At 43.0% G+C, this 22,721-nt stretch carries 23 protein-coding genes and 1 riboswitch; of the genes, 10 read left to right on the forward strand and 13 right to left on the reverse strand.

Annotated elements, in window-relative coordinates; genetic code table 11:
- Positions 1 to 6: 6 nt before the first annotated feature.
- The 4 genes from pgl to ACHUFI_RS16945 form a co-directional block, all read right to left on the reverse strand.
- The gene (gene pgl, locus ACHUFI_RS16930) at positions 7 to 723 is read right to left on the reverse strand and encodes a 6-phosphogluconolactonase (protein ID WP_394251390.1); all 717 of its coding nucleotides are present in this window, start codon (positions 721 to 723) and stop codon (positions 7 to 9) included.
- On the reverse strand, positions 720 to 2,222 hold the full coding sequence (zwf, locus tag ACHUFI_RS16935) for a glucose-6-phosphate dehydrogenase (protein ID WP_394251392.1): 1,503 nt from the start codon (positions 2,220 to 2,222) through the stop codon (positions 720 to 722). The genes pgl and zwf overlap by 4 nt, the downstream gene beginning before the upstream one ends.
- A gap of 365 nt (positions 2,223 to 2,587) precedes the next feature.
- Positions 2,588 to 3,277 carry a response regulator gene (locus tag ACHUFI_RS16940; protein WP_394251229.1) on the reverse strand — a complete coding sequence of 230 codons (690 nt, stop codon included), beginning with the start codon at positions 3,275 to 3,277 and terminating at the stop codon, positions 2,588 to 2,590.
- Complete coding sequence (locus tag ACHUFI_RS16945; RefSeq protein WP_394251231.1) at positions 3,274 to 4,911, reverse strand: ATP-binding protein; 1,638 nt, start codon at positions 4,909 to 4,911, stop codon at positions 3,274 to 3,276. The genes ACHUFI_RS16940 and ACHUFI_RS16945 overlap by 4 nt, the downstream gene beginning before the upstream one ends.
- A gap of 535 nt (positions 4,912 to 5,446) precedes the next feature.
- On the opposite strand from ACHUFI_RS16945, the gene ACHUFI_RS16950 reads away from it, so the two are divergent.
- From ACHUFI_RS16950 to ACHUFI_RS16970, 5 genes are all read left to right on the forward strand, one after another.
- The gene (locus tag ACHUFI_RS16950) at positions 5,447 to 5,674 is read left to right on the forward strand and encodes a hypothetical protein (protein WP_394251233.1); all 228 of its coding nucleotides are present in this window, start codon (positions 5,447 to 5,449) and stop codon (positions 5,672 to 5,674) included.
- Positions 5,675 to 5,843: 169 nt separating this feature from the next.
- Positions 5,844 to 7,280 carry a TolC family protein gene (locus tag ACHUFI_RS16955; RefSeq protein ID WP_394251235.1) on the forward strand — a complete coding sequence of 479 codons (1,437 nt, stop codon included), beginning with the start codon at positions 5,844 to 5,846 and terminating at the stop codon, positions 7,278 to 7,280.
- Positions 7,277 to 8,251 carry an HlyD family secretion protein gene (locus ACHUFI_RS16960; RefSeq protein WP_394251237.1) on the forward strand — a complete coding sequence of 325 codons (975 nt, stop codon included), beginning with the start codon at positions 7,277 to 7,279 and terminating at the stop codon, positions 8,249 to 8,251. Before ACHUFI_RS16955 ends, ACHUFI_RS16960 begins: the two co-directional genes overlap by 4 nt.
- An 8-nt stretch (positions 8,252 to 8,259) precedes the next feature.
- Entirely contained in the window at positions 8,260 to 9,393 is a 1,134-nt protein-coding gene (locus ACHUFI_RS16965; protein ID WP_394251239.1) for an ABC transporter permease, read from the forward strand.
- Positions 9,394 to 9,404: 11 nt separating this feature from the next.
- Positions 9,405 to 10,556, forward strand: a complete 1,152-nt coding sequence (locus tag ACHUFI_RS16970) for an ABC transporter permease (protein ID WP_394251241.1) — start codon at positions 9,405 to 9,407, stop codon at positions 10,554 to 10,556.
- 107 nt (positions 10,557 to 10,663) lie between these two features.
- On the opposite strand, the gene ACHUFI_RS16975 is transcribed toward ACHUFI_RS16970, so the two are convergent.
- Both ACHUFI_RS16975 and ACHUFI_RS16980 read right to left on the reverse strand, forming a co-directional pair.
- Entirely contained in the window at positions 10,664 to 11,398 is a 735-nt protein-coding gene (locus tag ACHUFI_RS16975) for a chromosome partitioning protein ParA (RefSeq protein ID WP_394251243.1), read from the reverse strand.
- 41 nt (positions 11,399 to 11,439) lie between these two features.
- Positions 11,440 to 11,598, reverse strand: coding sequence for a hypothetical protein (locus tag ACHUFI_RS16980; RefSeq protein ID WP_394251245.1), 159 nt, complete (start codon positions 11,596 to 11,598; stop codon positions 11,440 to 11,442).
- Between the two features lie 301 nt (positions 11,599 to 11,899).
- Positions 11,900 to 12,019: riboswitch (glycine riboswitch) on the forward strand.
- A gap of 133 nt (positions 12,020 to 12,152) precedes the next feature.
- Here ACHUFI_RS16980 and ACHUFI_RS16985 point away from each other — a divergent pair.
- The gene (locus tag ACHUFI_RS16985; protein WP_394251247.1) at positions 12,153 to 13,523 is read left to right on the forward strand and encodes an alanine/glycine:cation symporter family protein; all 1,371 of its coding nucleotides are present in this window, start codon (positions 12,153 to 12,155) and stop codon (positions 13,521 to 13,523) included.
- Positions 13,524 to 13,710: 187 nt separating this feature from the next.
- Here ACHUFI_RS16985 and ACHUFI_RS16990 read toward each other — a convergent pair whose 3' ends face one another.
- A complete protein-coding gene (locus ACHUFI_RS16990) occupies positions 13,711 to 14,352 on the reverse strand; it encodes a LysE family translocator (protein WP_394251249.1) in 642 nt (213 codons plus the stop codon).
- A 343-nt stretch (positions 14,353 to 14,695) separates the two neighbouring features.
- Here ACHUFI_RS16990 and ACHUFI_RS16995 point away from each other — a divergent pair, with 343 nt between their 5' ends.
- The gene (locus ACHUFI_RS16995) at positions 14,696 to 16,168 is read left to right on the forward strand and encodes a carboxypeptidase M32 (RefSeq protein ID WP_394251251.1); all 1,473 of its coding nucleotides are present in this window, start codon (positions 14,696 to 14,698) and stop codon (positions 16,166 to 16,168) included.
- A 33-nt stretch (positions 16,169 to 16,201) separates the two neighbouring features.
- Here the strand turns inward: ACHUFI_RS16995 and ACHUFI_RS17000 are convergent, their stop codons facing one another.
- From ACHUFI_RS17000 to ACHUFI_RS17015, 4 genes are all read right to left on the reverse strand, one after another.
- The gene (locus ACHUFI_RS17000) at positions 16,202 to 16,531 is read right to left on the reverse strand and encodes a RidA family protein (protein WP_394251394.1); all 330 of its coding nucleotides are present in this window, start codon (positions 16,529 to 16,531) and stop codon (positions 16,202 to 16,204) included.
- Positions 16,532 to 16,661: 130 nt separating this feature from the next.
- On the reverse strand, positions 16,662 to 16,877 hold the full coding sequence (locus tag ACHUFI_RS17005; RefSeq protein WP_394251253.1) for a TIGR02450 family Trp-rich protein: 216 nt from the start codon (positions 16,875 to 16,877) through the stop codon (positions 16,662 to 16,664).
- A 133-nt stretch (positions 16,878 to 17,010) separates the two neighbouring features.
- Positions 17,011 to 17,784: a phosphotransferase gene (locus tag ACHUFI_RS17010; protein ID WP_394251255.1), complete on the reverse strand. Its 774-nt coding sequence runs from the start codon at positions 17,782 to 17,784 to the stop codon at positions 17,011 to 17,013.
- 81 nt (positions 17,785 to 17,865) lie between these two features.
- On the reverse strand, positions 17,866 to 18,381 hold the full coding sequence (locus tag ACHUFI_RS17015) for a P-loop NTPase family protein (protein ID WP_394251257.1): 516 nt from the start codon (positions 18,379 to 18,381) through the stop codon (positions 17,866 to 17,868).
- A gap of 517 nt (positions 18,382 to 18,898) precedes the next feature.
- Between ACHUFI_RS17015 and ACHUFI_RS17020 the strand changes: the two genes are divergently transcribed.
- From ACHUFI_RS17020 to ACHUFI_RS17030, 3 genes are read left to right on the forward strand one after another with little or no spacing between them, the layout of a single operon-like run.
- A complete protein-coding gene (locus ACHUFI_RS17020) occupies positions 18,899 to 19,330 on the forward strand; it encodes a hemerythrin domain-containing protein (protein ID WP_394251259.1) in 432 nt (143 codons plus the stop codon).
- Between the two features lie 35 nt (positions 19,331 to 19,365).
- Positions 19,366 to 19,647 (forward strand): DUF2249 domain-containing protein, encoded by a 282-nt coding sequence (locus ACHUFI_RS17025; RefSeq protein ID WP_394251261.1) that lies wholly within the window; start codon positions 19,366 to 19,368, stop codon positions 19,645 to 19,647.
- Positions 19,648 to 19,649: 2 nt separating this feature from the next.
- Positions 19,650 to 20,966 (forward strand): hypothetical protein, encoded by a 1,317-nt coding sequence (locus tag ACHUFI_RS17030; RefSeq protein WP_394251263.1) that lies wholly within the window; start codon positions 19,650 to 19,652, stop codon positions 20,964 to 20,966.
- Positions 20,967 to 21,034: 68 nt separating this feature from the next.
- Here the strand turns inward: ACHUFI_RS17030 and ACHUFI_RS17035 are convergent, their stop codons facing one another.
- Positions 21,035 to 21,820 carry a TSUP family transporter gene (locus tag ACHUFI_RS17035; RefSeq protein ID WP_394251265.1) on the reverse strand — a complete coding sequence of 262 codons (786 nt, stop codon included), beginning with the start codon at positions 21,818 to 21,820 and terminating at the stop codon, positions 21,035 to 21,037.
- 22 nt (positions 21,821 to 21,842) lie between these two features.
- Positions 21,843 to 22,712, reverse strand: a complete 870-nt coding sequence (locus tag ACHUFI_RS17040; protein ID WP_394251267.1) for an NAD(P)-dependent oxidoreductase — start codon at positions 22,710 to 22,712, stop codon at positions 21,843 to 21,845.
- Between the last annotated feature and the right edge of the window lie 9 nt (positions 22,713 to 22,721).

Raw genomic sequence — 22,721 nt, forward strand, 5'->3', positions numbered from 1 at the left:
TCGCACTTATGCGATAGCACTTGCTGCATTTGAATCTAGGAACCACTCTGTTTCACCAGTTTTAGACTGGATCTTCGCTGCCGGGTAAGGCAACTCTGAAGCAGGAGTAGTATGAATTTCTTTAACGATTTCAACTTTACCCGCGCCTAGCACTAGGTAGCTGATTCGTTTTGCTGCCTCTAAAACTTTTGCTGTTTTAGAAACGCGGATTTGACCTGACTCTGGGTGAGAAGCCATTACTGATAGGTTCTCATCTTGGTAGTTCGTCGCACCTGGGAATAGAGAAGCCGTGTGGCCATCAGCGCCAACACCTAGCAGAATCCAATCGAAAACAGGCGTACCATTTTCAGATGGGATTACATCAGCCATCTCTTTAGCGAAACGCTCCACTTCTGCTTTCGGCTCATCTTCACCACGAATACGATGTATGTTTTCTGCTGGTAAGTTTACTTGGCTGAAAAGAAGTGCGTTCGCTTCACCATAGTTACTTTCTGCATCATCAGGTGCCACGCAACGCTCATCACCCCACCAGAAGTGAAGGTTGTTCCATTGAATGCCTTCAGCATATGGCGCTTGTGCCAATAGCTTGAAAAGCATTTTAGGTGTACTACCGCCAGATAGTGAAATGTGAACAGGTTTGCCCTGTTCGCTGTACGCTTTCATTTCGTTTGCTAGGTTTTCAACAACTAGCTCTGGCGTTTCAAAGATCTTGTGGTTGATCATAATTCGCAGTAATCCGTGTCTGTTAAGTTTTTGCATGGGAAACGCCATGCGCGACCATCACGTTGAAGCAGTTCATCTGCCTCTTGTGGGCCCCAAGTACCACAAGCATAACCAAACAGCGCTTGAGGATCTTGTTTGAAATCTAAAATTGGTTGAACGTACTTCCAACATGCTTCTACTGCATCGGTACGTGCAAATAGTGTTGCGTCACCGTTTAGCGCATCAAGAAGAAGACGCTCATAAGCCGTTAGCATTTGAGTTTCTGGTAAGTCAGAGTAAGAGAAGTTCATTTTCACTTCTTTTGCTTTGAAGCCAGCGCCTGGCTCTTTAAGGCCAAAACTCATCTGAATACCTTCATCCGGTTGAATACGGATGATCAGTTTATTTTCTGGCGCGTCTTGGCCGAAAACAGGATGAGGCGTGTTCTTAAAGTGAATCACGATTTCTGTTACGCGAGTCGGCAAACGCTTACCAGTACGTACGTAGAATGGTACACCATTCCAACGCCAGTTGTTGATGTGTGCTTTTAGGCCGATATAGGTTTCAGTACGCGAATCGTCTGCTACACCGTTTTCTTCACGGTAACCCAACAAGTGTTGACCACGAACGTCTGAAGCCGTGTATTGGCCTAAGACTAGGTCATTACGTAGGTCATCTTCTTCAAGCGGCTTCAAGCATTGCAGCACTTTCACAACTTCATCACGGATTGAATCCGCATTGATTTGTGCTGGCGGCTCCATACCAACCATCGCTAACACTTGTAGCAAGTGGTTTTGGAACATATCACGTACCGCACCAGAACCATCGTAGTACCCACCGCGCTCTTCAACACCTAGGAACTCTGCACCTGTGATTTCAACGTAATCAATAAAGTTACGGTTCCACAGTGGTTCAAACATGGCATTAGAGAAACGAAGTACAAGTAGGTTTTGTACCGTTTCTTTACCTAAGTAATGGTCGATACGGTAGATTTGGTGTTCTTGGAAGTGATGATGGATTTCTTCATCTAAACTCTGAGCCGATGCTAAATCGTAGCCGAATGGCTTTTCGATAATTAGACGGCGCCAACCGTTTGATTCGTCATTCAATCCATGCGCAGCCAGGTTTGCCGGGATAACGCCATATAGGCTCGGCGGCGTTGCTAGATAGAATAACGTGTTGTGGTTTTCAAATTGATATTCTTTCTCAATTTTATCCAAACGCATTGCTAAACGTGCGTAGTCATCCACATCAGAAGTATTGATTGCCTGGTAATGCAGGTGGTCAATAAAAGCATTCAGAATCTCAGGCTCAGTTTTTTCCATATCCTGAAGGGATTGCTTTAATTTTTCGCGATAAGATTCGTCACTGTAATCAGTGCGACTCACACCCAAAATCGCGAAGGATTTTGGCATCTGATTGTTCGCGTATAGGTGATATAAAGCAGGGATCAGCTTACGGTAGGTTAAGTCTCCCGATGCACCGAAGATTACGATGCTGCTGTTTTCAGGTATTACCATCATCTTTCCTATAAAAACAAGGTATTTAGTATTCGCCAACGGTAGCAGCGAGATACAAAAATAGATAATAGGTCTTAACTATTACACTAATAGTTAGCGCCTATAACTCTAGAAATGTGTTTGGTAAATGAAAGTGATCAATATCACTTTCGATACGGGTGCGTATTGTCTACGACTATTTGATATACATCAACCACTGTGAAGGCAATCGATTAAATATTGACTAATTTGAGGTAGATTTACTGAGAAAGTGGCAGAAAATTAGTAAAGATTATGAAAGGAGATGAGCAGTTTTCACCGCTCTTCGAAAAGTATGATATCTGGTCAGATTTCTGACCAGCTTAATGATTAAGATGTGGAAAGTTCTAGCGCACGAGTTTTGTGTAACAACGTTCTGGTCGACCAACGGTTCCGTAATTCAAATCCGCTTCAAGTTCACCGGCAGTAATCAAGTATTCTAGGTAGCGCCTCGCTGTCGTTCGGCTCGCCCCTATCTTGTCACCAGCTTCATCTGCTGTAATTTTTACGTCTCCGTGAAATAGCGCTCGTATTTTATCTAAGGTTACGCCATCGATCCCTTTGGGAAGGCGATTTGACGCTGCTGAATCTGCGCTATTTGACGCTTGCAGCATTTTATCGACTAAGCCTTGGTCTAAATCAGACACACTGTCGATCTCTTCGCGCTGTGATTGATACTTTTTCAAAGCGGCCTCTAAGCGAGGAAACATCACTGGCTTTAAAAGATAATCAACCACACCACCACGCATGGCTTGCTGTAATGTGTCCACGTCTCGTGCTGCAGTGATAAGAATCACATCACACCCTTGGTTGCTGCCTCGGACTTTCGTCAAAATATCTAGCCCTGATCCATCGGGCAAATACACATCCAATAACACCAGTTCTGGCTTCAACACATCTAACTGCATTTCCGCTTCTGCTTGAGTGGTTGCAATTCCAATCACTTCGAAACCACCCATCTGAGTTAAGTAACGATTATGAAGCTCTGCAATCGCGATATCATCTTCAATGATCATCACTCGCGTCAACGCACTCATTTTTTTGTTCCTTCAAACACAAGTTCTTCCTTCGGTAAATACACCGTCATTCTTGTTCCATATTGCTTATTGCTGACCATTTCCAACTGACCATGGTATCTATCAGCCAATTGCTTAATGAGGTAAAGGCCAACTCCTCGATTCGTTGCTGCTTTGCTTGACACTCCCTTTTCAGTAAGGGAATCAATCGAGAGTTCTACTGGCAACCCGCATCCTTTGTCATCCACTTCCAGAATAATTTCATTACCATAATCGCTGACCGACACGTCAATGATTCGTCTGGATTGCGCAATATGCCCTTCTTCTTTTATCGACGTCATCGTCGCATCAAATGCATTGTCGATAAGGTTACCTAAAATGGTCACCACATCATCGGAGTTAAGCCATTCAGGCAATGGCTCTAACCTTAAGCCCTCTTCAACTGCAAGCTCCAGGCCTAATTCACGAGCTCGCTCAGTTTTGCCCAGTAACATACCTGCGATAAGAGGGTCTTTTACCGTTTCACGCAGGAACTCAATTAATACTTGATAGTGTGCCGTTTCCTGCCCAATGAGATGCTGAACAGACTCCAATTCACCCATCTGTACCAAACCACTGATCGTATTGAGTTTATTCCGATGCTCGTGAGTTTGTGAGCGAAGCAAATCCGCATATTCACGAGTTTGAGAAAGTTGCTCTGTTAGTTCATTAATTTCATCACGCAAACGGAAACTTGATACCGCCCCTACCACTTCACCATTAACAATAATCGGGCTACGGTTAGCGATAAGACGCTTTTTATTTAAGAACAGCTCGATATCATGGTCTGACTCACCCGTCACCAATAAGTCTTCTAAGTCACTACCCGGTAAGACATCTGAAAATCGTTTATTAAGCGCGGTATCTCGTTCTATCGATAGAATCTGACAAGCACTTTTGTTAATCGAACGAAGGTGCCCATTTGAATCGATACTTAGGATACCTTCTTTGATGGTACTCATCGTGACATCAAGTTCGACATACAAACGCCCAATCTCTTCAGGTTCAAATCCTAATATGGCTTTTTGGAAACGACGAGAGGCATAGTTAGAAATGACCGCATTGACCGCAACCACCAGCAATGCCATCAAGATTAAAAAGGCGAGATAAGGCTCTATTCGGTCTTGTAACCGCTCGAGTAAATAACCAACTGACACCACACCAATGATCTCACCATTGATATTTTTGACCGCGGCTTTACCACGTACCGACACACCTAGTGAACCTTGAGCAACCGAGACATACGATTGTCCATAAACAAGGGCTTTTTGGTTATCCCCGCCTCGCATTGGTTTTCCCACACGAGCGTCAATTGGGTGAACCAAGCGGATACCTTGGTCATCACCAATCACTATGAATGCGGCACCAATTAATTCAGTCAAATTACGAAAACGTTGTTGAATGTTATCAGTATCATTGCCTTCAATGATCTCGATAACCGTCGGGCTCGTCGCTAAAAATTCAGCGACACCTAAGGCTTTAAGGCCCATTTCTTTTTCTTGAGAATCTTTGATATATGCGAAGCCAGCAGCCGAGAGTATTAACAACTCGATCAACCCTGTTACTGTCATGATGATCAGTAATCTTTTACGAAAACTGATATTGCGCCATCGCATAAAAATATTCCTTATTTTCAACGCGTTTAAATTAACACTTACTTAACAGGCGCACCTTAAAGGGATGAGATATTTGTGAACCTTACATTGAAATATAACTGACCAAAATATAAATAGTGTAACAAGTGTTCAATCTGGTAGCAGAGAACGCTAGGCACAGGCAAGTACCCTTTTAGAAGTTATGAGCCTTGAGTCATAATATTTTGACCATTTATTGACCTAGATCACTCCGATTTTAGGTTAAATTTAGAACAATTCTTGAAATTCAACTTATACTAAATTCAGCCTTAAAATTTAGTGTTTCCGTGGTGGGCTGTTTTAAATTTGAAACACAGAAGGCAAAATTGAAAACTTAAACATGCTATCTAACAACGTCAGGCAAAAATAGGCTTACAAATCAGGACAAGTTTTCACTTGGACTCCATAACTCCAAAAAGCCACATAACCATTACAAGAATGTGATGATACATAGCTAAGTTTCCGTACCACTTTTTATAAGTATAACGTATCAACATTGTTAATAAGGAAAACGACAATGGAACGCGATTCATTCGGAATTTGCCTTTCTAAGGCCATGCTGTTTGACAACCTACAATCCACTTTTACCCATGTAAGGGCCTATGAAAAAAGTGATAACACGACCCCAGATTTGAAAGTGCTTCTCGCATTCCCTCAAATGTCGGGAAGAGATTTGCTCCAAACCATGCAAGGCTCTCGACAGCTAGTATGGCGAGCAGACCATCACTGCCCTAACTTCAAGTAAAAGTAAACAAAGCCAAAAAGAGCGCATTAGCGCTCTTTTCTTTTATCTGTCCAAAGCAAATTCTCGAACCACAGCAAAATTTGATTTGTTCAAATGTTAATCTCATAAAGACAACGCCAACGCAATCAGTTAACATTAGAGTTAATACTCTAATGTTAACTGATTGCTCATGAAAACCATTCGTTCAAATATTGCAAAACGTATTGCCGTTCTTTTCATTGCTAGCTCAAGCACCTTCTCAGTTCTCTCCGCCCCTATTTCATTTGATGAAGCTTGGGAACTGCTGCAAGAGAACAACAACTCTTTGGCTGCTCAACAAGCCAACCTTGAGCGTTACCAACACTTACAAAGTGCCTCAAATAGTTTAAACCTTCCTTCTGTCAGCCTAGGAGCGAATTACACTCGCCTAGATACAGACGTGACGGTCAGTGGAGAGCAATTAGTAGAAAGTACTGGCTCGTCCATCAATGTTCCTCCAGCCTTTGCTGGTATTGTTGATGGGTTACTATCGACCACTTCAACCATCACTGAACGCGACATTTTTTCATCTTCAATACGTGCGATTTGGCCAATTTTTACTGGCGGACGCATCTCCGCTGCTCAAACAGCTGCTGAAGGCAAAACGGAAGAAGCGAAAAGCCAATATGCGATGGAGCGTCAGGCGCGCTATGAAGATCTCAGCAAGTACTATTTTTCTGTGCTGTTAGCGAAGGATGTACTCGCGACGCGACAAGCGGTAGAAGCAGGCTTAGTCCAGCATCGTGATTTTTCACTGAAATTAGAGCAGCAAGGTCAAATCGCCAAAGTAGAAAGGCTTCAAGCGGAAGCTTCACTGGATAAAGCGAAAGTAGAAACCAATAAAGCGCGAAAAGATCTCAATATCGCTCAGCTCGCCTTAAGCCAAATCTTGGGCCAGTCCTCCACTGTAGAGCCTTCTGATTCATTGTTTATAAACAATAACCTTCCGATGATGGATGTATTTATCAATCAGACGTTATCAACTTACCCTGGACTAGACTTGTTAGACGCAAAAGAAAAGCAAGCTAGCAGCCTAATTAAAGCTGAAAAAGGGAAATACTACCCTGAGGTTTACCTTTATGGGGATTACAGCTTGCATGAAGATGACTCTTTAGCGAGCCAAATGAAACCAGATTGGTTAGTCGGAATTGGCGTAAACATTCCTTTAGTCGATACATCAGGTCGTTCCGAGAAAGTATCTGCGGCGCACAGTGCTGTCACCCAAGTCAAATACCTTAAAGCCCAAGCGAAACAAGACCTGACCGTATTGGTTCAAAAAACTTACCTAGAAGCTCAACAAGCAGTGGAAGAAGTTATGGGGCTAGACTCTAGCATTTCCCTTGCCCAAGAAAACTTGTCTCTACGTAAAAAAGCATTTAATCAAGGGCTATCCAATTCATTAGAAGTCGTTGACGCTGAACTTTATCTCGCAAGCATCAAGACACAGCAATCCGTTGCTCGATTTCAGTATCTAATTTCACTCAATAAGCTTCTTGCTTTAAGCAGTGAGATGGACACTTTCTCAAGCTATACGAACAACTCTATTACAGCTCTACCTTCACCAGACCAGCAAAAGGATCCATCATGAAGTCCATTAAACCAATTTTAACTTCTGCACTCACATTAGGCGTGATTGGTTGGGTGGGTTACAGCTTCTATCAAGCTTATCAACCGCAGCCGATAAAACTTCAAGGCCAGATTGAGGCTCAGCAATACAGCATTTCTTCTAAAGTACCAGGCCGTATTGATCAGGTTCTAGTTCGTAAAGGCGATCAAATCGAAAAAGGTGAGTTAGTTTTTACTTTGCACAGCCCTGAAATCGACGCAAAACTTGAGCAAGCTTTGGCGGGCGAAGTGGCAGCTGGTGCGTTAGCACAAGAAGCGGAAAAAGGCGCACGAACTCAGCAGATCCAAGCATCAAAAGACCAGTGGCAAAAAGCCAAATCAGCAGCAGACCTCATGGAAAAAACGTATAAACGTGTCAATAACTTATACGAAGATGGTGTGGTCGCTGAGCAAAAAAGAGATGAAGCTAAGACTCAATGGCAAGCCGCAAAATACACCGAGAGCGCCGCTTTTCAGATGTACCAAATGGCTAAAGAAGGCGTACGTGATGAAACTAAACTGGCCGCTGCACAAAAGGCGCGCATGGCTGCTGGTGCCGTTGCCGAAGTCGAAGCATACGCTGCGGATACCCAAATCGAGAGTTGGTTTAATGGTGAAGTTTCACAAGTCTTACTCAACAGCGGTGAACTTGCTCCACAAGGATTCCCTGTCGTGACTGTGATTGATACAAACGACACATGGGCGGTACTCAATGTTCGTGAGGATCTGCTTAGCCATTTTGAGAAAGGCACAACCTTCATGGCTTATTTGCCTGCTCTTAATAAATCCATTGAGTTTAAAGTTTCTCATATTGCTGTAATGGGCGAGTTTGCTACTTGGCGGTCAACCGACGCTGCACAAGGGTTTGATTTACGCACGTTCGAAGTTGAAGCGCGCCCTGTTCACGCAAAAGATAAGCTCCGCATGGGCATGAGTTTAGTGGTTGAGCTATAGGGATCGTCATGGTTTCAATGTTTCGCACACAATGGCGCATCATTAAGCAAGATAAATGGCTATTATCTTGCTTAACTTGGCTACCGATTTTGCTTGCGCTAAGTGTCTGGTGGATATTCTCTCAAGGTATTGCTCGCGACCTTCCGATTGGGATCGTAGACCTTGAGCACAGTCAATTGTCACGTACTCTAGCGCAGAAGTTCGATGCATCTCCGACTCTTAAAATTACAGGGCAATACTCTAGCCCTAGTGAAGCAAAGCAAGCGCTGGTCACTCGCGACATCTATGGCTATGTGATTATTCCCAAGGGTTTCGACAAGGCTATCTATTCACAGTCTAACCCGCAGATTGCTGCTTTTTACAATAGCCAATTTATCCTAATCGGTAAGCTATTCCACACAGCAGTTTTGCAGGTTCAGGGCACTTTTGGTGCTGAACTTGAAGTGATGAAGGGGTTAAGTCAAGGGAATACCAACACCCAGTCTGCGCTTGGTCGAGCAGTATCGGTAAAAACGCAAATTACTCCCCTCTTCAATAAAAACACCAGTTACGCTCAGTTTCTTATCTCTGCAGTTGTGCCGGCTTTATGGCAGATAACTATTGTAGTAGGAACGATTCTCGCACTGAGCGCAAACCATCAAAAACTGGGGCTTAATGCCTGGCTATCGACCCGCTCAGCGATTTCGCTAGTGAGAACTCTTATTCCTTACGTCTTCATTTTCAGTGGATTAGGGTTAGCGTTTACATTTTGGTTTTACATCGTCCTGCAATGGCCGATGAATGGGAGTTATTTCACCCTTTTCATCGCCCAAGTCGCTACCGCATGGGCTTGTATCGTGATGGGGTGTCTGTTTTTCTTCTTAACCCTCGACCCAGCGCGAGCAATGAGTTTTGCAGGAGCCTTCACTGCACCAAGCTTTGCATTTATGGGGATTACTTTTCCCGTAAGCCAAATGAATGAGTTGGCTCAAACTTGGCGTAGTCTGCTTCCGATCAGCCATTACATTGAAGTGCAAGTACAACAATCAAGTTACGGTGTAACTAAATTTTCAGCATTTTCTCCATTGATACCTATGGTCGGCTACCTCATTCCGTGTCTACTTGTCGTATTACTTATCAAAAAACACTTGCGATCAGCATAAGGAGTAGAAGCATGAAGCGTTATTCGTTGTTAAGACTGATCAAAAATGAATTGCTCGCTATTCTAACCAATCCCGTCGTTAGCCTGACCGTTTTTGGCGGCGTTATATTCTACTCATTCTTGTACCCTCTTCCGTACGCGAACCAAGTTTCGCAAGAGCTGCCGATTGCTATCGTTAACCTTGATAACAGCCAAACGAGCTATCAGCTTGAACGTATGGTAGATGCAACTCCGCAAATTACGGTTACTAACCGATTGCATAGTATCGCGGACGCAAAAGACCAACTGCTTGCCCAAGATATCGGAGGCTTTTTAGTGATCCCTGAGCATTTCTATAAAGATCTGCTCCTTGGAAAAAGTCCAACCCTTTCTTATGCCGGGGATGCGTCATATTTTCTTGTCTACGGCACGGTTGTAGAAGGGCTAGCGAAAGCCGGAGGTACATTAGCCGCTCAAGTGAAAGTCAGCCATATACTGGCCGAAGGTAGCCCACTTGCATTTGCACAGAACCAATACAACTCGTTTTCTGCAAACATGAAGCCTACGTTTAATAGTCGAATGGGCTACGTTGATTATGTCGTACCAGCTGTATTTGTATTGATCCTTCAACAAACATTAATCATGGCAGCTGGGTTGATCGGAGGCACGCAAAAATCGACACAAGGTTACTGGGTTAATACACCAAAATTTACCTTACTCGCCATTCGTATTTTGGTGTTAACCGCGCTGTATTACCTGCTTGCCATGTATTACTTCGGCGCAAGTTTTGAAATGCATGGTATTAATAAGCTTGCAAGTATTGATACGTTACTTACGCTCCTTCTTCCATTTTTGGTCGCGAGTTGTTTGATAGGAATTATTCTTGGGGAATTACTGCCAAGACGTGAACTGGTTACTGTGGTTGTTCTAGTTAGCTCAATGCCATTGATTTTCCTAGCCGGCTTCATTTGGCCTGTTGAGATGATTCCAGCACCTTTGGTTACCCTATCCTCATTTTTCCCGAGCACACCGGCTATCCAAGCCTTTCTATCTACCAATCAAATGGGGGCTGCGTGGTCTGATGTAATTGGTTTATGGGGAACAATGTGGTTACAAGTTCTTGGCTGGGGTGCACTATGTTGGTGGGCTTGTTCTAAACAGCGCGCAACCTCCCCTATTAGTTAGCTTTTAGCTTCAGCCGCTATTTGATCAAAATATCAAATGCTTACAGCAATAAAAAAGGCTCCGCAATCGGAGCCTTTCTCTTTAAACCTTATTTTCTTTCAAATGAGTTATAAACCCATATCTTCAATTAGTGACTTGATCTGTTTTAAGTCCATTTGATGAACCGCGATCATTTGTCGGATATCACTCAACCTAGAATTAGCGGCATCGTGTTTATCACAAGCATCAGATTTTGCGTCCCATGACGCTCCCTCTAAGAACACGTCGCACTCTTTCTTAAGGGGCTCTATGTTAGGCAAAATTGAATCTCGCTCTTTTTCTAGTTTTTCGAGCTCTTGAGAAATTTGAAGTTCTTTCCTAAATAGCTCTCGTGAGCGTTCAAACATTGTGGACTGCATGTCTGCTTGACGATTCAGCTTAGTATTTTCTTTCTGAGATTCAGTAAGAACTTGTTTTTGTTCACTTAGCTGCATTTCCAAAGAAAGGTTCGCTTTTTCTAACTCAATCGAGGCGTCCTGCAAGGCTTCGAGTTCTTCCAAGTGAACTTTAGCTTGTTTCGCTAACGCTTCTTCAATCTTAGAATCAATTTCTGTATCAACTTTAGCGACTTTCTCTTCTACACGAGTCACTAACTGTTTTTTGCTATCAAGAAGTTCTTCATACCTTTGTTCTAAGACGCTATAAGTATTTTCCCATTTCGTCGCGGTGACAGAAGAACCCACTAAACCGCCTAATGCCAAGCCGATGACCGCCGCGAGACCAATATAAAGGTGACTGCGCTTATCACGCTCCTCAATGACGACGACTTCTTCTTGTTCATTTTGTTCAGTGTTCTGATTCACAGAAAGTCACTCCCATAAGCATTGTTTGTGTTGGCTCGGCGTTAACGAGTCAGTTCCGAGATCATTAATGTTGCGGTATATATAAGAAAACTGCCTACCACAGCAAAAATCACCCCTTTTTGCACTTTTTCATTTGTCCTATAGCGAAAAAGAAAAAAAGCCAGTGCGATCAAAAACGCAATTGCTATCAATCGAGTCATACATCCTCCTTGTTCCCTTTATTTTATACCATTTAAATCGGTAATTTACGTCAGAGTTTGGTTGTTTAATCGTTTACTTGTCTAACATTTGTGCAAACAGATTTTTTGGGGCTGACATCACATTTATCTTTGGTTAGGATGCCCATACAGATTATCTATGAATTAGATAATTGTTCCGATGAAGACTGCAGGAGAGTGGTTTTTAACCAAAACTTAACATTTGGTTAGATTGACCCGCCGAAGAAGTAAATCTTTCAGGTGCTTTATGCTGATGAAAATCAGAAAAGCGAGGACTGTTGTTGGAGGAACCTCTGGAGAGAACCGTTAAATCGGTCGCCGAAGGAGCAAGCTTAGTGATCCTAGCTCAATTTAGTAGCTGTCGTTAAGTGAAACTCTCAGGCAAAAGGACAGAGGAGTGGAGAGCTACAACCTTAATTAACACAAGAATTCTGTCTAGAAATCCGTATGTATTAAGTGGTGTTTTCGATCATTATTGATCAGCACTGCCCTTTCCCTCTTCTCCTTAAATTTTTTAATTTATTAAGGGGAAATCAATGAACCGCCTATACGACACTTTACAAACCATCGACAGCCTAGTTTGGGGGCCACCGCTACTTATATTACTTGTTGGTACCGGTATCTATTTCACTTTTCGCTTAGGCTTACTCCAATTTCGATACCTACCAACTGCTTTAAAAATGGTCTTTAGCAAGGACAGAACTGGCTCTGGCGATGTTTCTAGTTTTGCCGCTTTATGTACCGCTCTTTCAGCGACGATTGGTACCGGTAATATTGTAGGTGTGGCTACTGCCATCAAACTTGGCGGCCCTGGTGCTCTATTTTGGATGTGGCTAGCAGCAGTATTTGGAATGGCGACGAAATACGCTGAATGTTTGCTTGCAGTGAAATACCGTAAAGTTGATAGCAAAGGCCAAATGGTTGGCGGACCAATGTACTATCTACAATATGGCGTAGGGTCACGCATTCTTGCGGTACTGTTTGCAGTGTTCGCGTTAGGTGTCGCTTGCTTCGGTATCGGTACTTTCCCGCAAGTGAATGCGATCCTTGATGCGAGCGAAATTTCATTTGGTGTGTCACGCGAAATTTCTGCTGTTGTACTGACTGCGTTAGTTGCCTTTGTAACGCTTGGCGGTATTCAGTCGATAGCTAAGGTTGCGGGCAAAGTCGTACCAACAATGGCATTATTTTATATCGTCGCTTGTTTGAGCGTACTTATTTCTAATGCTGACCAACTTCTGAATGCTATTCAACTTGTGATTAGCTCGGCCTTTACGAATACGGCAGCAACCGGTGGGTTCTTAGGTGCTAGCATTATGCTTGCTATTCAATCAGGAATCGCGCGCGGCGTGTTCTCCAATGAATCAGGCTTAGGTAGCGCACCAATGGCAGCAGCGGCAGCTAAAACCGATTCTTGTGTGAAGCAAGGCCTGATCTCTATGACAGGGACATTCTTCGATACCATCATCATTTGTACTATGACGGGTCTTGCTCTAATTCTTACTGGCGCTTGGCAAACAGACTTAGCGGGCGCGGCGATGACTACTCACGCTTTTGCGGTTGGTTTAAATGCTGACACATTAGGGCCAATGCTTGTTTCGGTCGGCCTTATTTTCTTCGCTTTCACTACAATCCTTGGTTGGAACTATTATGGTGAGCGCTGTGTCGTGTTCTTGTTTGGCACTAAGGCTGTATTGCCTTACAAAGTAGTATTCTTAGGATTAGTAGCGTCAGGCGCATTCTTGCAGTTAGACATGATCTGGTTAATTGCCGATATTGTGAATGGATTGATGGCTGTACCTAACCTTATTGGCTTGATAGCACTTAGGCACGTTGTAATTGAAGAAACAAAACTATTTTTTAATAACAGCGCCTCTCAAGATAAACACCAATCAGTCGCGGTGTAGGAAAGACTTCTGAATCTTCACCTCAGTGATACTTTTGCGTGAATGGCACTTCGGCTGAAAGCCAGTAAAAAGCCCTTAGACTAATCTAAGGGCTTTTTGTATTCCGTAACTGTTATCAGGAGTTCTTGACTACATCAAAAGCAAGTGGCTACAGCTAGCTAACTCACTCCCTAAAGTGTTCATAACGTTACGCGCTTGGCGCATCTTCTACTAAAAGCTTAATGCCCAAAGAAATCAGAACCACACCCGTAACGCCTTCCATCCATTTCATAAAGGAAGAGTTCTTTAACGCCTGTTTCGCTGAATTAATTGCACCCGCAATACTGCATTGCCAAACCATAGCGATACAAAAATGGATACCTGCCATCAACATAGAGTGCGCGAACGGCGAGCCATTGGGGTCGATAAACTGAGGTAAAAACGCGAGGTAAAAGACGGCTGTCTTAGGATTTAGTACGTTAGACAAAAATCCTTCTCGAAGCGACCGCCTAACATCAAACTGAGAATGACTGCTATCAGTCACACTTAGTGCTTGCTGACCTTTTAGCATTCCATAAAGGCTAGACGCTCCTAACCATATTAAATACGCTGCACCAATCATCTTCACAAACTGAAAGAGTTCTGCTGATTGCAGTAAAATGGCAGAAATACCTATTGCAGAGAATGTCGCATGAACAAATAAGCCTAAGCAAATACCCAAGCTAGTGATATAACCATCTTTCGCACCAGAGCGAGTAGTATTTCGAATAACCAAGGCTGTATCTAGCCCAGGGGTTAGTGTAAGAATAACAATTGCGACTAAAAACGCTTCAAAGTTAAGAATATCCATTTACTGTTGGCTCCATTCTGAGGCTCGCAATTGAAAGCTGAGCCTCATACATTCTAGAAATTGCGAGTTACTGCATAGTTCTTACTTTCTCATAAACGAAAAAGATTAGCGAACAATCAACACTTATCTATTTGCAAGAACGATGGGATCACCTCCTGCTGACCAAGCAAATATGGCTGATTCAACGGCTCACAAAATTAAATCCATAGAGCACCAACCAGAATGAGACTTATTCTCCAAAATATATAAAATAGTTAGATATATTACCTATTCATTGCTATCACCTATTTGGCGATTTGTAATCAGGTTGTTAGAATCAAGTTTTTATGATCAGGGAAGTTGCATGAGCGCATTCAAAAAACTGGTTGAACATTCTAAAAAATGTTCTCACTTCAAACATTTAGGTTCTATCTGCGGATGGGATCAAGCGTCTATGATGCCCGCAGGAGGCAACCAAGCCCGTAGTGAAGCTATGGCTGAGTTATCTGTTCATATTCATGGCTTAATGACTCAACCCCAACTGGCCGACTGGTTCAATGAAGCGGAAACCGAGACTCTGAACTCAGACGACCAAGCCAGCCTTCGTGAGCTTAAACGTCAGTGGCAGCAGGCTAACATTCTTCCAGAAAAGCTTGTACAAGCGAAATCTCTAGCAGGTTCAAAGTGTGAACATGCATGGCGTAGCCAACGTGGGGAAAACGACTGGAATGGATTTGAAAGAAACTGGCGTGAAGTGGTCGAGCTGTCTAAAGAAGAAGCACAGATCAGAGCTGACCACGCTAATTTGTCCCCTTATGATGCAATGCTTGATATCTATGAACCAGGAACAAGCTCTGCGTCTCTCGACACCTTATTCGCAGATGTAAAAACATGGTTACCCGACTTAATCGATCAAGTCATTGACAAGCAGTCTACTGAAAAGTTTGTCGCACCTTCTGCAACCTACTCAACCGAAAAACAAAAAGCACTTGGCTTAGAGGTCATGAAGTTACTTAAATTCGACTTCAACCACGGCCGTTTAGATGAAAGTGTCCACCCGTTTTGTGGAGGAGTGCCTTCTGATGTCCGCATCACTACGCGCTACGATGAAAACGAATTCGTCCAATCTTTGATGGGCATCGTTCATGAAACTGGTCATGCTCGTTATGAACAAGGTTTGCCTAAATCATTAGCTGGCTTACCGGCTGGTGAAGCTCGCTCGATGGGCATACACGAGTCCCAATCTCTGTTCTTCGAAATGCAGGTTGGCCGTAGCGAGCCATTCATCGGACACTTAGCACGTCTTGCGAGTAACCAATTCAGCGGTGCTGAATTTGAAAAAGAAAACTTCCAAAAAATCTATACTCGTGTTGAGAAAGGGTTCATTCGCGTCGATGCAGACGAGCTTACTTACCCTGCTCATGTCATTTTACGTTATGAAATTGAGCGCGATCTTATCAACGGTAAGATCAAGCATACCGACGTACCTGAACTATGGAATCAGAAAATGCAGTCCTATTTGGGGCTGTCTACTAAAGACAACTATAAGAATGGTTGCATGCAAGATATCCACTGGACGGATGGCGCTTTTGGATACTTCCCGAGCTACACACTAGGTGCGATGTACGCAGCTCAGTTCATAGCTTCAATGAAGAAGACACTTGATGTGAACTCTGTGATTGAAAGCGGCGATCTATCGCCAATCTTCAATTGGCTAGAAGCTAATATCTGGAGTAAGGGCAGTTTACTAACAACGAATGACTTAGTGACTCAAGCGACTGGTGAAACCTTAAACCCAGAGCATTTCAAAAAGCACCTTATTGAACGTTACTTGTAGTGAAAAGCCAGTGCCTCTTACCAGGAGGCACTGTTATCCCCTGACCGCAGTGACTGTCACTTCTATTAAAACTTTCCCTTCAAGTGCGACACCTAAGCAAGCTCGTTGTGGCCAGTGTTGCGGGTTGTCACCTAACCATTCACACCACACTTCATCCATTGTTTGTTTGTCTTCCATATTCGCAATAAATACCTGAGCGCTGACAATGCGTGTTTTGTCTGATCCCAATTCTTCCAAGTTTTGAGCGATAGTTTGCAGTGTTAGTCGTGTCTGACCTCTGATACCTTGATCCGTATCAGATGACGTCGCGACCGTCCAAACAAGATCTTTATAAGCGGAAGATTTGTTACGCCCGTTATAAATACCGGCTTTCTTTCTATCATTACCTCTCCTTGTAAATAAACCCTAAACCACTGCGCTCTCTTCTTACTCAATAAAGTGAAGAGGATAACCGTGCCAAATCCTCCAAATCTAAATCGACGACGAGGTCAGGTTATTTCCAACCCTGAAGCCAGTTTTCTTTCTGTTTCAGTTCTTTCCAGTCAATGAGGTATTCTTTTTTTGAAAGTATCGCTTCCAAAGTGCAAGAAGCCACCGCACCACTTTCTTCAAACTCAACATCAGACACCAAAAAATGCTTTTCTCTGTTTTTCGGCTTCACGGAAGTCCACTTGCTGTTCAACAATTTAGCAGGATTAATGAGATTCATATCCACTCCTAATTTTACCCACAAACGTAGGGCGTTATACGAACTCTATAGACATTTAGTTCAAGTACGCATGTCGACGCTCTAAAGCAATCAAGACTCTAAATACGTTTTGGGGCTTTAATAGGATGACCTTCTAACTGCACAGTGTTTCTTGAATCTTAAACTTATTAACTGTTAAGTATTCAATGTCTCTGAGGTAAGCGTTTAGATGCCCTTGCTCTATATCATTGGTAAACTGTTCATGACCCTTGGCGGCTTCAGCACGCATAAAATCCACTAATGCCTCTAGTCGCTTGACCATCGCATCTACCAAGTTCTCCTTGTCAGTCATCGTTACTCCATAACTGTCACAGAACCTCTTTGCCCTTAATATCTGTTCGTCAACCGATCCTAGCCTATCCGCTGGGTCAGTTTTAAAAGGCGCCCAACAATAAATAGAATAAGCTAGGTCCCAAATCCTAGGGGCTGGATGAGCGGCATCAAAATCAAAAACGCCCGATACAGTATTGCGAGTTAGCGCGACATTATAAGGAGTAAAGTCTCCATGACATATTACTTCAAACGGCTCTCGCGGCTTTAACATCCAAGGTAACTCCGTCACGTTTTTCTGAGTCAAAAACGACATCGTAGCGTCATGAATTTTTCGTAGTAATTGTGCAGCAGAGTCTAACGCCTCCATAGTGGCAATCGGCCCTGACAACGGGTAATTATATGTGTCACCGACAACGTAACTTAGTACTTCTTGCTTACCGATAACCGCTAGTAATTTAGGCGCTTCACTCACATTGTTATCGTTCAAATGATTCAACAATAAATGAACCGAACTGCTCCATGGTTGTAATGGCCGATAGACAGCTTCACCATCGCGATAAATTGCGCTTTTTCTTCCACCAGTTAACTCTTCCATTTAACCCTTCTCTTTATGATTAATGAGCGTGACACCAACAAATCTTTATCAATCAACGCACTCCTGAATTTGTTTAGACCTTCACTTCTCTAGTTTCATGACAAAATCATTCAATTCTGAAAGCGTTCGAATAACATACACATCTTTTTCCTTGGCATGAGCCTGTATCGACTCCATAAACTCGTTGTTCCAAAATCTCGGGCACATTTTAAGGGTTTTGTAACTGGCTAACGTGCCTTTAAGTACAGAGCACCCTTCAGGCCAACCTTCTGGTGTTACGAAAAAGCCTTTCAAAAAACGTTTTGTGACAAACCAATAGCTCAACACGTACGGAAGGTCTATATAGATCAATGTATCCGCCTGTTGTAAACGATTATGAAATGCCCCTATTGGCCCCAAACCATCGATAACCCAGTGCTCGGATTCCAATATTGTGCTGTGAGCCTTATCAAATACTTCTCTAGAAACCAGTTCACCACTTGGTTCATAGGCAATCGAATCCAATTGATGAAGTGGAAGATTAAGGTTGGAAGATAATGCCTTGCTTAACGTCGACTTTCCGCTACCTGGTTTACCAAAAACGGCTACTTTCTTCATGGAGTCACCTCTAATAAAATAAATTCTATAAAGGCAGATACAGAAAACCCACCTTTACTGGTGGGTTTGACAAACAACAACGCATCAAAAAACCACCATTCCTATGGAATGATGATAATTCGTTGGTTAAGTCGATTTTGTTTCTTTTTCATACAACCACTCTCATATACATGGTGTGACTTGTCAATCACATTCGCGATTAAAATTGGCGTTAAGATTAGTGTTAGCGCTCTTCCATATCCAATCGCTTTCTTCGTTGTCATGCGCCTTTGCTTTAAAGTTAAGCCATGCGTTTCTTCGGATTTTTTTGCACCAATATTTCTCTAACAAGTGCACAATTTGAGGCGACTTTCAGATTGTGATTTAGCCACTTCAACTAAGTAGGTGCCAATCCCCTTTGCCAAAAATGACCTAAATCAAGACAAGGTTTGATTACCCCTTCCTTATCATAGCTTTCAATATCAGTGCTCTATAACATCAAGGTGGTTAATCAATAATAAAAAAGTGAGAAAGAATCATGGGTTCAATTCAGCAATTTATGACACAACATCACAAAGAGTGTGACGATTTGTTAGTAGAAGCAGAAGGTATGCTCGCTAAGCAAGATTGGGCCGCATTTTCTGCACGTTGGGCTCAGTTTGAAAAAGAAACATTGCACCATTTTGAGTTAGAAGAGCAAATTCTGTTCCCTGAATTCGAATCTCAAACCGGTATGACCTCAGGGCCAACCATGGTGATGCGTCACGAGCACGAACAAATCAAATCAATGTTCGATCAAATGAATTCAGCCATCGATCAGCAAGATATTGAACGTGCAATGGGGAGTTCTGAAAGTATTATGATTTTTATTCAGCAACATAATATGAAAGAAGAACAAATCCTTTATCCAATGACAGATAACCACCTCAACAATGGAGAAGCCGTTGTTGAAAAAATGAAAACGCATTAGTAACAGCGTGCTCTTTGAACATAAGGAATAACGGTATGCTGTTAGAAAATGTGCAGACTCTTGATGTGAGTGAGTTAGAACCTCCGCACCCAATGCATCAAATTACTTCTTCATTGAAGCTATTGTCAGCTGGAGAAGTACTCTCAGTTAAACATAGAAGGCTTCCTATTCCGCTATTCGATATGATTGAAGGTCAGTATCAACACGATCACGTCCAAATTAGCACAGAGCACGTTCAAATTTATTTTTGGCGACAAGATGATGAATGTGCCTGCAGTTTGGCCTCTAAGTTAATTAAAGAGTGTGAACTGCGATGAGAATGGCGGGGCTTAACTTTGATGCCATTCCAGATATATCGACTCCCTTCCGGTTTTATCTAACCGCACCGATATTTGTTATATTTGCTTCTCTACTACTGGCATTTCACGGTGACTCCATTTGGCTGAGCCGCTGGATGCCAGTTACTCTTGCCGTCACCCACTTGGTCGCGCTAGGCACAATGGCGATGATCATGATTGGTTCACTCTTTCAAGTGATGCCCGTTTTGTGTGGCGCGCCTATTCCGATTAACGGATGGCGGCTCACGCTGTTCCACTCCATATATTCAATCGGCATTGTGGCCCTTAGTGCAGGATTTCTTGGGTGGGCTAATTTTGGCATTGCTTACATTCTTCTTAGCGCGAGCTTAAGCTATTTCATATTCAAGCTTGGGCAAGCACTGCTGTTCAATGCAAAAGGGGAACAAACACGTTTTCCAATACTACTTTCAATCATTGCGCTTTCAGCTCTAATGATTCTTGGCCTCTTTTTACTTAGCGGCTATTTATGGACTCAATTGCCCGCCTTAGGAAAGTCTTTAACAAACTTGCACGCAGGAGTTGGCGCTTTTGGCTGGGTCATGCTGCTGATTATGGCGGTCAGTTTTCAAGTCATCCCAATGTTTCATGTCACACCCAGTTTTTCGGCTCGATGGCGTAATGGGTTAGTGCTCTCTTCTGCACTGGGACTAGTCATCTCCGCATTAAGTATCCAAGAAGTCAGTACCCATTGGGGATGGGTTATTTGTATCACTTCTGCATTATTTTACTGTGGCATAACCCTTGAGAAATTAGGTAAACGGAAACGAAAGTTGCCCGATATCGTCGTGACTTACTGGCGGTTTGGGCTAATCAATTTAATGCTATCCTGTGTATTGTTACTCTGGCTAGTAGTGCCATTTACTCACCCAATTTGGGCAATTCAGTGGCATAGCAAACTAGAAGTATTAATTGGCTTTGTTTTTAGTCTGGGCTTTGTTCTTGCGATTATTCAAGGAATGCTATTAAAGATCGTTCCTTTCTTGATCACCTTACACCTTCAGCGAATCATGATGAAAAATCCTATGTCAATGATACCGCTCCCCGACCATTATCAACTGATCAGCCGAAAGCGAATGAAATATCAATTCAACCTTTACCTCGCGTTGTTCATCAGTATTGTGATCTGCTTTTTTGCCCCTCACCTCACCGTACTTATTGCCATCGCTTTTACGGCAAATTGGTTATGCATTGCCAACAATATTTTTCACGCATTACGACAATACCGAGACTATCGTAATCAGTTAACCTCCACTGCTCCAAATACAATGCCTACATAACCTCATATTAAAAAAGCGACTAAAGGTAGCCCTCCCCCTAGTCGCTTTTATTTAGATCTATCTACTGTTTAAGCTAAGAAGAATTTATAGCCAAGAGAAAACATTAACAAGCTTAACGACAGTGAAATCGTTCTCTGGATTAGCTTAGGTCCATATTTCATCGCTGAAGCACTACCCATATGGTTACCAAGTAAGTTCATCACAACAAGTGGCAGCGCTAGTGCGTACAAAACATGCCCTGCAATAACGAAGGCAATTAAAGCACCAATGTTTGATGCAAAATTAAATAACTTAGACGTCGCTGATGCGGCAACCAAATCAAATTTAAGCAAGTAATGAAGAGCAAGAATCAGAAAGCTACCAGTTCCTGGGCCAAAAAATCCGTCGTAAAATCCAATCACGAATACTGCTGCCGGAACACCAAACAGGATTACGCCTTTCTTAATTTCTTGATCCGATTCCTCTTTGTTTTGCTTCTTAGGAATGAAAGAGAGAACAATACCAATTGGCAACATGCCAAGTATAATCTTTCCGATTGTATCAGGATCAAAATACAGTATTGCTTCAGCACCAGCATAAGCCCCTATTAAACCAGCAGGGATACCTGTTGCAGCGGCGGTCCATACCACTCGTTTATTCTTCACGAAATTTCGAATTGCGGCAATCGTGCCTAAAGTACTGACGATTTTCTCTTGCCCTAGCGCTACTTGTGGTGGCAACCCCGCTAGTATAAACGACGGAACAAGAATCAAACCGCCGCCCCCAGCGACACTATCAATAAAGCCTGCTGCAAATGCCGATACCATTAAGGCAACTAGTACCCAAAATGTAATGTCGCTCCCTAACCATTCCATAATCTAATCCTTTATATATTTATTATTCGTAAGCTTTAATGAGTACCGACGTATCCATTCTGCCAAGCCCTTTGGCTTGAAGATCTGCATATTGAGCATCCACTTCTTGTGTTAGCGGTAATTCCAAATCATGTTTTTGTGCTTCATTGAGACAAATGCCTAAATCCTTTCGCATCCAATCAATCGCGAATCCGAAGTCAAACTTGTCTTCCGCCATCGTGACAGCACGATTTTCCATCTGCCATGAGCCCGCCGCGCCGTGCTTTAATACGTTAACGACTTGCTCAATATTCAAATTCGATTTTTGAGCCAATAGTAGCGCTTCGCTTAACCCTTTAAGCACACCAGAAATACAAATCTGATTGACCATTTTGCAACGCTGTCCTTGCCCGTGGCCGCCTAGAAGCGTTGCCTGTTTAGCGTAACTGTTCAGAAGTTCAGAAATCGACGCGAATACCGTTTCTTCACCGCCACACATGATAGTCAGTGCACCGTTTTCAGCACCGGCTTGACCACCTGATACTGGAGCATCAACAAAGTAAATGCCTTGCTTTTTACACGCTGCTGCCAATTCCTCGGCGAGTTCTGCTGATGTAGTTGTGTGGTCAACTAATACCGAACCCGACTTCATGCCCATTAAAACGCCGTTATCGCCATACACGACGCTTCTTACGTCGTCATCATTACCTACACAAATTGCAACTACATCGGCGTGCAGTGCTGTTTCTTTTGGTGTGACGGCATAGTCACCTTTGTATTGCTTAGCCCAATCTTGCGCTTTACTCTCTGTACGGTTGTATACTTTGGTATTAAAGCCAGCGTTAGACAAGTGCCCCGCCATTGGAAAACCCATTACGCCTAATCCGATAAATGCTACGTTTTTAACTTCCATTGCCTTGCT

Source organism: Vibrio profundi (genome assembly GCF_043642225.1).
Taxonomy (GTDB): Bacteria; Pseudomonadota; Gammaproteobacteria; order Enterobacterales; family Vibrionaceae; genus Vibrio; species Vibrio profundi_A.